The organism is Roseburia sp. CLA-AA-H209 (assembly GCF_020687575.1).
Taxonomy (GTDB): Bacteria; Bacillota; Clostridia; order Lachnospirales; family Lachnospiraceae; genus Roseburia_C; species Roseburia_C amylophila.
Genome location: NZ_JAJEQU010000017.1, coordinates 21,092 through 35,458 on the forward strand (window position 1 = coordinate 21,092; position 14,367 = coordinate 35,458).

12 protein-coding genes and 1 tRNA gene are annotated in these 14,367 nt (G+C 40.9%); 4 read left to right on the forward strand and 9 right to left on the reverse strand.

Annotation, left to right across the window (positions count from 1 at the left end):
* The first annotated feature begins 168 nt into the window (after window positions 1-168).
* Window positions 169-1,773, forward strand: coding sequence for a phosphoenolpyruvate carboxykinase (ATP) (gene pckA / locus LKD41_RS13050; RefSeq protein ID WP_227701420.1), 1,605 nt, complete (start codon window positions 169-171; stop codon window positions 1,771-1,773).
* A gap of 73 nt (window positions 1,774-1,846) precedes the next feature.
* On the opposite strand, the gene LKD41_RS13055 is transcribed toward pckA, so the two are convergent.
* Both LKD41_RS13055 and LKD41_RS13060 read right to left on the reverse strand, forming a co-directional pair.
* Window positions 1,847-2,602: a tRNA threonylcarbamoyladenosine dehydratase gene (locus LKD41_RS13055; protein ID WP_227701421.1), complete on the reverse strand. Its 756-nt coding sequence runs from the start codon at window positions 2,600-2,602 to the stop codon at window positions 1,847-1,849.
* A 148-nt stretch (window positions 2,603-2,750) separates the two neighbouring features.
* Window positions 2,751-5,552: a DUF4097 domain-containing protein gene (locus LKD41_RS13060; RefSeq protein WP_227701422.1), complete on the reverse strand. Its 2,802-nt coding sequence runs from the start codon at window positions 5,550-5,552 to the stop codon at window positions 2,751-2,753.
* A gap of 200 nt (window positions 5,553-5,752) precedes the next feature.
* Between LKD41_RS13060 and LKD41_RS13065 the strand changes: the two genes are divergently transcribed.
* From LKD41_RS13065 to LKD41_RS13075, 3 genes are all read left to right on the forward strand, one after another.
* Entirely contained in the window at window positions 5,753-6,496 is a 744-nt protein-coding gene (locus tag LKD41_RS13065) for a LytR/AlgR family response regulator transcription factor (protein ID WP_227701423.1), read from the forward strand.
* A gap of 487 nt (window positions 6,497-6,983) precedes the next feature.
* Complete coding sequence (locus LKD41_RS13070; RefSeq protein WP_117840672.1) at window positions 6,984-7,172, forward strand: type II toxin-antitoxin system HicA family toxin; 189 nt, start codon at window positions 6,984-6,986, stop codon at window positions 7,170-7,172.
* Window positions 7,173-7,199: 27 nt separating this feature from the next.
* Window positions 7,200-7,601 (forward strand): type II toxin-antitoxin system HicB family antitoxin, encoded by a 402-nt coding sequence (locus LKD41_RS13075; protein ID WP_227701424.1) that lies wholly within the window; start codon window positions 7,200-7,202, stop codon window positions 7,599-7,601.
* 181 nt (window positions 7,602-7,782) lie between these two features.
* On the opposite strand, the gene LKD41_RS13080 is transcribed toward LKD41_RS13075, so the two are convergent.
* The 7 genes from LKD41_RS13080 to rlmB form a co-directional block, all read right to left on the reverse strand.
* On the reverse strand, window positions 7,783-8,028 hold the full coding sequence (locus LKD41_RS13080; RefSeq protein WP_227701425.1) for a hypothetical protein: 246 nt from the start codon (window positions 8,026-8,028) through the stop codon (window positions 7,783-7,785).
* Between the two features lie 80 nt (window positions 8,029-8,108).
* Window positions 8,109-8,181, reverse strand: a tRNA-Thr gene (locus tag LKD41_RS13085).
* A 67-nt stretch (window positions 8,182-8,248) separates the two neighbouring features.
* The gene (locus LKD41_RS13090; RefSeq protein ID WP_227701426.1) at window positions 8,249-10,390 is read right to left on the reverse strand and encodes a YhgE/Pip domain-containing protein; all 2,142 of its coding nucleotides are present in this window, start codon (window positions 10,388-10,390) and stop codon (window positions 8,249-8,251) included.
* 14 nt (window positions 10,391-10,404) lie between these two features.
* Window positions 10,405-10,797, reverse strand: coding sequence for a hypothetical protein (locus LKD41_RS13095; RefSeq protein ID WP_199534332.1), 393 nt, complete (start codon window positions 10,795-10,797; stop codon window positions 10,405-10,407).
* A 19-nt stretch (window positions 10,798-10,816) separates the two neighbouring features.
* Entirely contained in the window at window positions 10,817-12,988 is a 2,172-nt protein-coding gene (locus LKD41_RS13100) for a YhgE/Pip domain-containing protein (RefSeq protein ID WP_227701427.1), read from the reverse strand.
* Window positions 12,989-12,992: 4 nt separating this feature from the next.
* Entirely contained in the window at window positions 12,993-13,589 is a 597-nt protein-coding gene (sigH, locus tag LKD41_RS13105) for an RNA polymerase sporulation sigma factor SigH (RefSeq protein WP_022242898.1), read from the reverse strand.
* Window positions 13,590-13,601: 12 nt separating this feature from the next.
* Window positions 13,602-14,357, reverse strand: coding sequence for a 23S rRNA (guanosine(2251)-2'-O)-methyltransferase RlmB (gene rlmB, locus LKD41_RS13110; RefSeq protein WP_416390276.1), 756 nt, complete (start codon window positions 14,355-14,357; stop codon window positions 13,602-13,604).
* Between the last annotated feature and the right edge of the window lie 10 nt (window positions 14,358-14,367).

Below are 14,367 nucleotides of genomic sequence, written 5' to 3' on the forward strand. Positions count from 1 at the left end.
TTTATAAAAATTTCGCAGTTTTTTTATTGATTTTATGACTTATTTATGTATAATAATTATGATGACGTAACTAGGATTTATAGTTTCTCAGTCAAGATATCATAAAAACCTGCTTTTTGCGGGCGATTATCATATTACTATATTTAAAGGAAAGAGGTAAAAAACAAAATGGCAGAAATCAATTTAAGCAAGTATGGCATTACTGGAACAACAGAAATTGTCTACAACCCATCCTACGAAACATTATTCGCAGAAGAGACCAAGCCAGAACTGGAAGGCTATGAAAAAGGTCAGGAAAGTGAACTTGGCGCAGTCAATGTTATGACTGGTATCTATACAGGTCGTTCCCCTAAAGACAAATTCATCGTTATGGACAAGAACTCCAAAGACACTGTATGGTGGACATCTGATGAATACAAGAACGACAACCATCCAGCATCTGAGGAAGCATGGAGTGCTGTAAAAGACATCGCTATCAAAGAACTTTCTAACAAAAAACTTTATGTAGTAGATGCTTTCTGTGGTGCTAACAAAGATACCCGTATGGCTATCCGTTTCATCGTAGAAGTAGCTTGGCAGGCACATTTCGTAACAAATATGTTCATCCAGCCTACTGAAGAAGAATTAAAGAACTTTGAGCCGGACTTCATCGTTTACAATGCTTCTAAAGCAAAAGTTGAAAACTACAAAGAATTAGGATTAAACTCTGAGACAGCAGTAATGTTCAACATTACAAGCCGTGAGCAGGTTATCGTTAATACATGGTACGGCGGAGAAATGAAAAAAGGTATGTTCTCTATGATGAACTACTATCTGCCATTAAAGGGCATCGCTTCCATGCACTGCTCTGCTAACACAGATATGAACGGTGAAAACACCGCTATCTTCTTCGGACTTTCCGGAACAGGTAAGACAACCCTTTCAACCGATCCTAAGCGTCTCTTAATCGGTGATGACGAGCATGGTTGGGATGACAACGGCGTATTCAACTTCGAGGGTGGATGCTACGCTAAGGTTATCGACCTTGACAAAGATTCCGAGCCGGATATCTACAATGCAATCAGACGTGACGCTCTTCTTGAGAACGTAACATTAGATGCTAACGGAAAAATCGACTTCGCTGATAAGAGCGTAACAGAAAACACCCGTGTATCTTACCCAATCAACCACATTGAGAACATTGTCCGCCCGATCTCTTCTGCTCCAGCAGCTAAGAATGTCATCTTCCTTTCCGCAGATGCATTCGGAGTACTGCCTCCAGTATCTATCTTAACTCCAGAGCAGACTCAGTACTACTTCCTGTCTGGATTTACAGCAAAACTTGCTGGTACAGAGCGTGGAATCACAGAGCCTACACCTACTTTCTCAGCATGTTTCGGACAGGCTTTCTTAGAGCTGCATCCTACAAAATACGCTGCAGAGCTTGTTAAGAAAATGGAAAAGAGCGGAGCTAAGGCTTACCTCGTAAATACAGGATGGAACGGAACCGGAAAACGTATCTCCATCAAAGATACCCGTGGTATCATCGATGCTATCTTAAGCGGAGCTATCTTAACCGCTCCTACAAAACAGATTCCATTCTTCAACTTTGAAGTTCCTACAGAGCTTCCAGGCGTTGATTCAGGCATCTTAGATCCTCGTGATACTTACGCAGATGCTTCTGAATGGGAGACAAAAGCATTAGATCTTGCTGACAGATTCATCAAGAACTTTGCTAAATACGAAGGAAATGAAGCTGGTAAAGCTCTTGTTTCTGCAGGTCCTCAGAAATAATTTTCCTGATAAGGAAATCAATAGAAATGGAAAACCGGATGTGATTCCACATCCGGTTTTCTTTATCTGTTTCTTATTTTGCTGCCAGATCCTTTACTACTTCACCTGCGATAATCAGTCCAGCGACAGATGGCACAAATGCCACACTGCCCGGAATATCACGCCGCTCCGTACATTTATGGGCTGCTCCCGGCGGACAGATACAGTTGGTTCTACAGCTGATTGCCATATCTTCAACTGGTCTGGTTGGCTGCTCTTCGGAATAAACCACCTTAAGCTTCTTTACGCCACGTTTCTTTAACTCACGGCGCATTACTTTTGCCAGCGGGCATACCTTTGTCTTATAAATATCTGCCACACGGAACTGACTGGCATCTAACTTATTTCCGGCTCCCATACTGCTGATAATCGGCACATTCATCTCCTGTGCCTTCATAACCAGTGAAATCTTCGCTGTTACCGTATCTACTGCATCTACGATATAATCATACTCTTCAAAAGGAAATTCATCCGCATTTTCCGGCAGGAAAAAGCATTTATGCACTTCTACCCTGGCATCCAGATTAATCTCTAAAATACGGTCTTTCATGACGTCTGTTTTATATTTTCCAACGGTCTTTCTGGTTGCAATAATCTGACGGTTGAGATTCGTCAGACATACCTTGTCATCATCAATCAGATCAAAAGCTCCAACTCCGCTTCTTACCAATGCTTCGCAGACATATCCACCTACTCCGCCAATTCCAAATACTGCAACCTTTGCATTCTTTAATTTTTCCATTGCTTCTTTTCCAAGCAATAGTTCGGTTCTTGAAAACTGTGTCAGCATCTTCTATCTCCTCTTCTTTGACTACGCTACATTTTACCGCGTCCTTATGTTCTTTGCAACAGAAAAATGCTGCACTCCCATTTCTGAAAGTACAGCATTTTTATTTTTCATTTCATGACTTTTCTATTTCCGATATATCCCTTTTCACTTATTTCATACGGCATCCTGCATTTAATCTGCCATATGCTCCCGCAGCCACTCCTGCCGCAGCAATCAGTACAAGAAGATATAGGAATATCTGATTGTCGTCTCCGGTTTTAACCTGTGTGCTGCTATCAGACGTTGTTGCTGCCGGTGTCTGTACCGAAGATGCGCCTGGCAATGTTGTAACAACATTACTTCCGGCGGTTAATGACGTTCCATTAGTATTTCCATTTAGTGTAGTTCCATTATTATTTTCATTTGGCATGCTTCCACCTGGTGTATTTTCCGGATTATTTCCGCCGCCCGGGTTTGACGGGTTTAAGCTGTCGGAAGAAGGAAGTCCTTTTTCTACTACAATCTGTGTTGCAGAAGACGCATAATAATTGCGTGTTTCCTGATAACGTACCAGATAAGTTCCGTCGGCAAGTCCGGTCAATTCATTTTCTGTAATTGCGGTATAGGTAGTTCCATCAATACTGTATTCCATTTCCGCATTCACACCACGAATCTTTCCATCATTTTTGCCATCAAGGGTTTCTGCTACTGCGGTAAGTCCTGTTGGTGCTCCACGATGTGCTTTGGTAATGCTGAAGTATTTTGTTACACTGTCTAAAAAGCGGGAACCACTGATAATTGCTGCAGCTGTATCACCCACTTCAATATTATCAACATAAGTAACCGTAAAATCCCTTCCTTCCGTTAATGTCATTCCATCATACGTTACGGTTACAGCCGGCTCTTTTCCTGTACCATCATAGACAAAGGCAGCCGGGCTTAAAGTAATGTCCGCTTCTGCCAGCTTCTTATTACGAAGCACCAGATTTTTGGCACGATTTCCGGATTCATCCAGTACTGTAATATCAGTATCAACAAAAACTGAATATCCGAAAGGAATTAATTTATCCAATGCCTGTTCCATTGCTGGTACATTTTTATAGTTTGCCAGACCACTTATCATGTTTTCTACTGTAATTACAGAATCGTCATCCGGTGCTATTGTAATCATTTCTACAAAGAATGAGCAAGGGGATGCCTGTGAACCTACATGAAGTCTACTGCTCTTTAATTCCAGACCACCATTTGCAGTCCAACTTATCTCATGGATATCCGCTTCCACATTTTCTAATGTACATTTATCAGAAAGACTAGTATTTGCATCATTGAGCGTACTCAGGTTAAGCTTTCCATTGGAAACGCTTAAGTGATTCATGATATTAAATGCATCTAATGTTAAACTCTTCCCATTTAAATCAAGATTTACAGCCTTATATACAGAGGATAAATCAATTGATTCACTGCTGTTCTTATAATCAACGAATAATTTTACGGTATTATATTCATTGGCATTATGGAATGCATCGGACAGACTGTTATAATTTGTTACATTTCCGTTGGCATCTACAATAGCTGCCACCGGCTCCTGGTCATCACATACAACACATTTTCCATTGATACGCTTTGGATGCGTACATCCGCTGGCAGCATATACGGTTCCATCTACGATGGCTCCTTTCTTTGTGCCGTCTACAAGCTGGATTACACCTGTTTCAAAAATCCCATTCACCATGGAAGCTAATGCTGTTCCTTCTGTATTTCTCTTTACCGTAACCGTTCCACCTGCATTCAGGCTGACTGCATTCTGAGTGTCAATCACATATGTGCTGCTTTCCTGTTCTATTGTAACATCCCCATCAGTACTCTCAATACTTCCACTGCCTCCAATCCAGGTAAGTGATGAATTTGTTGCTCCATTCTGTTTCAGTGTCACATCATTCTTTGCCTTTATATCAAGTTCTCCCCAAAACATCGGTACCGTTGCATTAGTTGAAATGCTTACTGCTCCTGCCAATGCCCGAATCGTCAGCTTACCATCTTGCATGACAGGGTTTGCAGTCTGTTCTATTGTAACATCCCCATTGGTTGAAGTTAAACTCACCTGTGGATTACTTTTGGATGTTATTATATTCGCAGATTTTAAAGAAATATCTCCGGCAGCTTCAATGGTAAGACTACTGTTGGTCAGCACCGCTGTGCTGGTATTTTCCAATTCCACCTTTCCACCGGTATTTTTCAGAGTAACATTATCTGCATTAAAAATTGGATACCAAAGAGATGATGAACTTATTACAAGGTCTCCTTCTGTCTGTGCCAGGTTCAGTGTGGATACTCCACTGTCAATCATACCACATGGTGCGGTTATCGTAACTTTCTTTCCACTTAAATCAACCACTCCACTGCTCAAAGCAATTGGCTCTGAAGACGTTGATGCAGTTTCCAGTGTAATATCACCGGTTGTATCTATCTCAAATCTGCTGCCACCGTTTATTACATTACTATTACTTGTTACCTTGAAATTTCCGGTAAAATCCTTTGTGACAACGGCAGCACTGGTTCCGGCTAACAGAAATGCAGGAGAAGTTCCTTCTACAGTAAAATTTCCTGCTCCGGAAATTGTTAAGTTTCCGCCTGTTACTGTCACCGGATTCGGTCCGGAAGTAGCAATCTCCATATCATTATATACAGTCATGGTTGCCGTATCTTTATCAAAATAAATATAACCACCACTTTCCGGTTCTTCCCCTACTTTATCGACGCCACGAATCGTTGCAGATGGTCCCGGTGTAGAAGGAGGATCCACCGCCTTCACATACCAGCCCGTCTCTAATGTTGTAATTCCTATTTGAACGGATGCCGGCGTATCCTCTGCCTTTACCAGTAGTCCGGCAGCATCTCCCATAAATAAGCCTGTCATCATAGTCAATGCCATCAAAAATGCCAGACATCGTTTTTTTCGGTTTCTTCCCATATTTCCTCTCCTTTTTTATTCTATTTCTTTTGTTCACACAGTTTCTATTTTAAGAAAACGCTTAAAATTTTGCAACCAATTCTTCCAAATTGTGATTTTATCTTCCTGATTGTCGATAAAAAATGATTCTTATTTTCTTTCAATATGTTATACTTGTTTCGTATCCGGTGTTTTTACTTTTTATATACAGGAGAATAATTATGCTGATTTACTTATGCGAAGATTCTGAAAGCGATGCCTTACGGCTGAAACATCATCTGAATACATATGCCACGAAACATCATTGTAATATGGAGATTCTACTTTTTTCTTCGGGCGAAGAGATGATTCAATATTATAAGGAAGAAAAGCGTTATCCGGCTCTGCTGTTTTTAGATATCTATATGAATAACCAGGACGGTGTGGAAACAGCACGTATCCTTCGCTCACTGGGCTATGAGGGTGGCATTATTTTCACCACTTCTTCTACGGAACATGCCATGGCAAGCTATGAGGTAAATGCTCTTTACTATCTGCAAAAGCCTTACTCACACACAGATTTTCTCAATGCCATGAGCCGCTGCGATACGCTTTTAGAGGAATCCAATGAAGTATTTACCTTTTCTGTCCGTAGGAAGGAATATTCTCTTCCTTACTCAGATATTCTCTTTTTTGAAACCGGGCAGCACAATGTCCTGCTGCACGCTATATCAGAGACTTTTACGATTCCCGGAAACCTGACACAGCTTACCGAGAACTTTGCCTCTGTTGCCTGTTTTCTTCCGGTTGGCCGCAGCTATCTGGTAAACTTAAATCATGTCACCGGAATTCTGCAGCACGACCTTATTATGGAAGACCACTCCATTGTGCAGATTCCTTTTCGTAAACGTGACGAGGTAAGCAAGGCCGTTAATAGCTGGTTTGCAAAGCTTGAGAAAGAGCCAACTCATCCCGGCTTATCCTAGAGCCAGATATTTCCCATGTTTCCAATGTACTCCTATTGTGAAAATGTTACAGACTTGTTACAATTCATTTGTACTTAGCTAAGACATGATTTCAAAGAAAATAAGGAGGACGAAACTATGTGTTTTAATTTCAATAGCTGTTCCGAGTTATTTAACACAATCTGCAAATTATTCAGACTCGGATGTTAATATGTTTTATGCGATTTGCATAACCTAAAAAAAGCTGCCGGTGGGCAGCTTTTTTCTGGGTAAAGATATTGTCTTTTTGATTGACAGTTTCTTTCTTATATGTTAGTTTTCTACTAGAACCATTATTGGTTCTTTTTCTTTACATATTATGTGCATATCATTTTAAGTAGTTCTTTTAATCTTCCTATTTCAGATTATTCCATGCATTTTTATTATCTTTTTTGTTTTAGTTTATTCCACTCTTGACACACGTATTAACACGTATTAATATAATATTGATCAAAGGAGAATTGCGTATATGCCAATGACTTCCAGAGAAATGGTAAACTACCTTAAGAAACATGGTTTTATCATAACCAGCCAAAGCGGTTCTCACATAAAATTATTTCATCCTATCACGAATAGAACCGTCATTGTTCCTTATCATAACAAAGACTTGAAGAAAGGATTAGAACAGGCAATTTTAAAAGAAGCCGGACTACGATAATCCAACTTCTATCGAAAGGAGGTTCTTATGAACAAATTATTTTATCCTTCCATTTTTCATATTGCAGAAGAAGGTGGATTTTGGGTTACTTTTCCAGATTTACCGGAATGTATGACCCAGGGAGATGATATGCAAAATGCTTATGAAATGGCTGTTGATGCCTTAGGTCTTGCCCTGACAAGCCGTAAACAGGAACATCAGGATATTCCGGTTCCTTCCCAGCCAAAAGATATTAACGTTTCAAAAAATGAATACTGCATTATCATCGAATTCGATATGCTTGCTTATCAAAAACGCAATAACTCAAAAGCAGTAAAAAAGACCCTCACTATTCCGGAATGGTTAAATGAAGAGGCTATCTCGCTCAACATTAATTTTTCACAGGTACTGCAGGATGCTCTTATTCAAAAAATTGGAGCTAAGCTGTAACCCTTAAGCAGTTTTATCCGCTAGGTCACTTTTTGAAGTGAAAGATTTAACCTTTTTGTATTTATTGACATTTATCATTCTATTATGCTATATTTTTCGCAGAATGACACATTGGACTGAGGTTCGTCTTGGACGTACCGGCTCGGGTCATTTGACACAGCCACCCCAGGGAATGTGTCATTCATTCTATTTTTCTATTCTGTGTTATCTGCAATGCTTTTGCCAGTATCTGCTCCTCCGCTTCGCTCGGATTGTTCCGATACATTTCCTCTGGAATATCCAGTGAAAAACTTATTAGTTCTTTCATTTCCTCGTCCGTTTTCAGCATATTGCATATTCCCCATATTGTAGTCGAAGCTATCCCACATGCGTCTAACCAAATTATTAAATCTTTCTCTACTTTTGTAATTTCCTTTGAACCTGCCACTGGCAGCTTCTTACGGATGCCTGCAACAAAAAAGGCTGTAACCCTTGAAAAATCAAGGATTACAGCCTTTTTTCCAGTTAAGCTGGCAACGGGAATCGGACCCGTGACCTCCGCACTACCAATGCGACGCTCTACCGACTGAGCCATGCCAGCAATTCTGTCGGAACTAATCCCGACTTGTAATACTATACTATAGAGAGCTATGATTGTCAATACTTTTCTACAGCATAATGTCAGATTTTTCTTTGCTATGCTCAATCTTCATATTTAACTTCCGGAACGGAATTGCAATTACAAGTCCAATCAGAAGTGAGATTATAATATAGATGCCCAAGATGCCGAGGCATTTCCAATAAGTCATTCCATACATACCACCGATGGTCTCCCGGAGTGCATCCATTCCATAAGGGAATGGGAAGAAACGGTAAATCCGCTGATAGATTGCCGGCAGTACTTCAATTGGGAAGGAACCGCCTGCTCCTGCTACCTGGATAACCATAATGACTACCGCCAAAGCCTCTCCGACATTTTCAAAGGCTACCGTTAATGCGTACATAAATAAGGTAAATACAAAGCTGCAGCATGCGCAGGCAAGCCAGAATAAGAATGGGTTATGGCATTGTATCTTAATATAAAACAAATCTCCCAGTGCAGTAATCAATGCCTGCACCTGTCCAATCAGGAAGAATGTAATATATCTTCCAAAGAATTTCTGGTAAGGTTTTGCATTCGGTATTTTCTCATCCGGAAGTACCTTTACATGAATGATTGCCACCAGAATCAACGCACCTACCCACAATGCCAGTACCGTATAGAACGGTGACATTGCCGAACCATAATTGGAAATCGGATAAATCTCTTTCGTCTCCATATTGACCGGAGAAGATAAGAAATCTCCTAACAAAGTCGGGTCGGTCTCTAAGATTTTCATCAAAGCCTGATACTGGTCACTGATTTCCAGAGCACTGAGACTTGTAATCACACTGTCAAGTCCGGTCTTCATTTCCTGTGCTGCTGCCAATGAATCACTTAAGCTTTCATTTCCCTTATCGAGGGTTTCACTATAAGCATCCAATACTTCCGATACTTCATCAAAATCTCCATCGACACCATTTAAAATTGCCTGTGTCTGATTCAGTGACCCCTGCATGGACTGAATGGTTGTCTCCAGCTGACCTTTTACCGAATAGTCAAACGTATCTTTTAAAGCTTTTATTTTGGTCTTACAGGAAGTTATTTCGGTAGATATTTCAGTGTTTAAAGTATCCTTTGCAGTAGTTAAATCTGTGACATTATTCTGGACACTGTTTAAATCTGCTTCAATTTTATCTAACTGTGCTTCGATTTCTGCAATCTGACCGGAAACACTTTCATCATCCTTCCAGTCTGCCACACTGTTTTCAAATAACTGACGGATCAGCGGCATCATATTAATTGCGCTCTGCAGTCCGCCGGAAGATAAATCACCATAGTTATCCAACTGATCTAAGGCATTCTGTATCAGCGTATTGATGTTGTCAAGGCTGTCGGCTGCTGTATTAAGATTTGCTGAAATAACCTCAGCCAAAGCACTGGCATTAAGGCTGCCGGAATTCAATGCTCCCTGCATGGTATTTACCGTATTCGAACCATCATCTACCATCGTATTCAGATTCGGCAGCATAACCTGTGTCGTATCAATCAGGCTGGATGCCGAATTGGTAATGCTGACAAAAGAATTCAGCAATGCAATATAGCCGTCCAAATCTCCGCTTAAATCATTAAGCTGTGTCAGAAAAAGATTTATCATAGAGCCGGAATCCATTCCATTTTCTACCATGACATCATTTACCTTTAACATGACTTCTGCCAGAGTGCTGACAAAGGTTGCATTTACCTGTTCCTGCACTGCCGTTTTTGCCTTGGATGTAATCTTTGGTGCAATGGCATTTTTCTTCTCATTTTCATAATAAATAATCTGCGGATTCTGTACTTCTCCGTTAAGGAAGCTTATCATTTTCTTGGAGAAATCCTCGGGAATAATCAGTGCCGCATAATATTCACTGCTGTATACACCGTCGGTTGCTTCATCCATGGTATCAGTAAACTGCCAGCCCATAGTCTGGTTGGCTTTCAGGGCATCAATGACGCTGTCTCCGATATTTAAAGGCAGACCTCCCATGTCAATTCCCTCATCTGCGGAATATACTGCTATCTTAAGATTTGATGTAGATTCCGGTCCATACGGGTCCCAGTTGGACAATATATTAAACCATGCGTACAGTGATGGAATAATGGAAAGACCTATTACAATAACCACTGCTACCACATTTGTGCTGACTCTCTTAAAATCCCGGTAAAAGATTCTAAAAATATTTTTCATGTGTTATCCCTCTGCTACTCCTTTGTGCTATCCGTTAAAAGTTCCTGCTCTGCCGTCTGAAGTACGGTACGAATCCGTTCTTCTACCTGGGCAATTCCATCGCCAATCAGTGCATCTCTCTCCTGCTGCTCCCGGTTGGAAATCTCATTTAATTTTTCCTGTAATTTATAATCCGAATATTCTACAAAGATTAAATATCCTGCCAGAATAAACAGCGATACAATCCACAGAATCAAAAATACAATTTTTGAGCTTTCTGTCCAGAATAACAATGCCAGGAAAATCAGTGGAATAATGATAAGACACCGCAATCCGATGCGGATACGTTTCTGGTTCTTCTTATGAATCTCCTGCTCATAGCCTAAAAGCATGTCATAAAGCTTTTCATAATCTTCTTTCTTTTCCATCTGCTCTTCACCTGCTCTCTTACATCATCTTCGTATCTTTCATTCGCTTTTCTACGAAATGATTGATACCCATAAATGGTACGCGAATCAGCAGTCCGATTAACAATGCCGCTGCTGCGAAAATCAGAAGCTCTGCCAGATTCTTCTCATAGGCTCCGCCATACATGCCGCCAATGGTTTCACGCATGGCATTAATAGCATATGGAAATGGGAAGAAAATATATACCCGCCGGTAAAATTCCGGCAATATCTCAATCGGATATGTTCCACCGGAACCTGCAATCTGGATAACAACCATTACAACCACCAGTGCTTTTCCGATATCTCCAAAGGAGAGTGTCAGCGCATAGATTAAAAGGATAAAGGTAAAGCTCGTCAGCGACGCCGCAAACCAGAACAATACCGGATTCTTCACCTGGCAATGCAACAGATAAATATTGCCCAGTACAATAATCAATGCCTGTATCTGTCCCATCACAAAGAAGATTAAATATCTTCCCAGGAAAAGCTGATAACGCTTCGGATTGGTCAAATCCTTTTCGGATGCCTTTACTTTAATCAGGGAAACCAGTACAATACCGCCTACCCAGAGTGCCAGTGTCGTATAAAATGGTGCTACCGCAGAACCATAGTTTTTAATCTCATAAACCTGCTTTGTCTCCACTTTTACCGGCTGTGCAAAGAATCTACCATAGGATTCCGGATCGCCGCCCAAAAGTTCCATGATAATCTGCATCTGTTCATCTTCCGATGCTTCATCCAGCTTGCTGATTGCCTCTTCTATCTTTGTATCACAGGTCTGCAGCAATGTCTGAATCTGTGTAAAGCTTTCATCTGTAGCATCTACCATATCTAAGGTTCCATCGAAAATGGTTTCCATGTCACCTAATGTATTATTCAGATTATTCAAAAGATTGGTTACATTGACCAGTATCTGGGATGCCGTATCCAATATTCCGGATACTCCAGGCACCAGATTATTGGTGTATACATTCTTCATATTTTCAATGGTCTTGCTGCAGGTAGACAATGCTGTATTCATTCCGCCTGTCACAGTATCTACCGCATCTTTTACTGCATCTGATGCATTGTCCGGCATCAGTGTCTCTAAAAGCTTCTGCATTTCTTCTGCATCCTGCTTCAACGCATCAATCTGTGACATCACATCATCCATATCCGTTTTCTGCTCGTCCGTAAAGCTCTCATCCGTCTTGAGTCCACTGATTGCTCCATAAAGCGACTGCAACTGGTCATTTAAGGTCTTGATATCATTCGTTGTTGTCTCAATACTTTCAGTTGTCTTCTTGGCAGAATCTCCCAGTCCGGCATTGGTAATATCCGTTGAAATCTTATTCAAAGAATTCTCAATATCCGTTAAGGTTGTCTCCACATTCTTGGAAAAATCTGAAAGTGTAGTATCCGTACTGTCTAATTGTGTCTTTGTTCCATTCAGGGAATTTACAGCTGAATCAATTTTATCTTCCACCTTTGACACACTGGAATTGGCTTCATCAATCCCTGCGCTCAGTTCTTCATTTCCGGACAGGAAGCTGTCTATCATGGCATCATAGTCCTTTAAATTCTGGCTGAGCTGCTCTAATTTCTGGCGGAATCCATCCACACCGCCATCTTCACTTATTTTCTCAGAAAGATTATCCATCTGGGCAAACATGGCACTTGCCGCTGTCTCAAGAAATGTCTCATTGATACTGGACTTTAATGTGCTCACCGCAGTATCGGTAATTTTCGTTGCAATGGCATTTTTCTTCTCATTCTCATAATATGTAATGGTCGGATTCTCCAGTCCTTTAGAAAAGATGCTGAACATGCTCTCGGAAAAGCGGTCACCAATAACTACTGCCGCATAATATTTTCCACTTTCTACTCCGTTGATTGCTTCATCAGAGCTGTCTACAAACTGCCAGCCTATGGACTTATTCTCCTTCAACTGCTCAATCACCTGAGCACCCATGTTGACGGTTGTGCCATCCTCTAATTTCATTCCTTCATCTTCAGATGCCACTGCAATATAGATATTTCCGGTGTTGGCATAAGGATCCTCGTTGGAATAAATATTAAACCATGCATACAAAGATGGAATAAAACACAATCCGATTGCAATGACCAGTGCGAAAAAATTCCTGCAAAGTCCTCTTACGTCCTTACGAAAAATGTGAATGATATTTTTCATGCTGTTACTTCCCTTTCAACTTCTTCTTTAAACGCTGTAACGCATTATCCACAGCCTTCGGCTCTTTTCCCATAGCTTCTGCAATCTGCTCATAGCGAAAGCCCTGCAGATAATACGACAACACTTCCTGTTCCATTTTGCTTAAAGTTTCATTTACTTTCCGCTTGAAATCTTCCCGGTCTTCCTGACTGATAAATAAATTCTCCGGATTCGCCTCATCTATAGTCTCTAACACATCCGCCAGATTCCTGCCTTCCGAATCCTCACTATCTGCATAAAGTGGTACATACGAATTGAGCGGTGCATGCTTTTTCCGATTGGAAGCCTCCACCGCTGTATACATCTGCCTTGCAATACAAAGGTCTGCGAAATGAAAAAAGCTGCTGTCTTTATCCGGCTGATAATCCCGGACAGCTTTAAACAGACCAATCATTCCCTCCTGAATCAAATCGTCCGTCTCACCACCAATGAGATAAAGTGCTTTTGCTTTTTTCTTAACCAGACTCTTGTATTTGTCCATCAGATAATCTGTAATTTCTTTTTCACCACTACGAAGTGCTGCAATTAATTCCTCATCACTCATGTTCTGATAAGATTGCATCTCTCTCTCCTGTTAACTTAATCTCTGTCTTACAATTTCATAAGCTAAAACACCTGTTGCTACCGATGCATTTAAGGAGTCAATATCTCCCTTCATTGGAATCGATGCCACAAAGTCACAGTTTTCTTTTACTAATTTGCTGACACCTTCTCCTTCATTTCCGATAACCAGTCCGATAGAACCTTTTAAATCCAGATCATACATGGTTGTGCCACCCATATCTGCACAGACAAACCACATGCCCTGCTCCTTTAATTCCCGGATGGTATTGGTAAGATTGGTTACCTTTGCTACCGGTGTATAATAAATGGCTCCTGCGGATGCCTTTGCTACGGTAGCGGTCAGTCCCACTGCACGGCGCTTTGGAATAATGACGCCATGGGCACCTGCCAGATTGGCAGTACGGATAATTGCACCCAAATTGTGCGGGTCTTCAATATTATCCAGCAAAATGACAAATGGTGCTTCATTTTTCTTTCTGGCATTTTCTAAAATATCTTCTACCGTTGCATAAGAAAATGCTGCTGCCATGGCAATGACACCCTGATGCTTCTTCGTCTCTGACAACTGCTCTAAACGCTCTTTTGCCACAAACTGTACCAGCGTATCATGCTTTTTCGCTTCTCTTAAAATGGTCTGAATGGGACCGTCTTTACAGCCATCTAATACAAACAGCTTGTCTATGGTTTTTCCGGAACGAAATGCTTCTAAAACTGCATTTCTTCCTTCTATCTTCGTGCTTTCCGCCTGTGTGTTTTCCATCTGCATTTCTTCCATT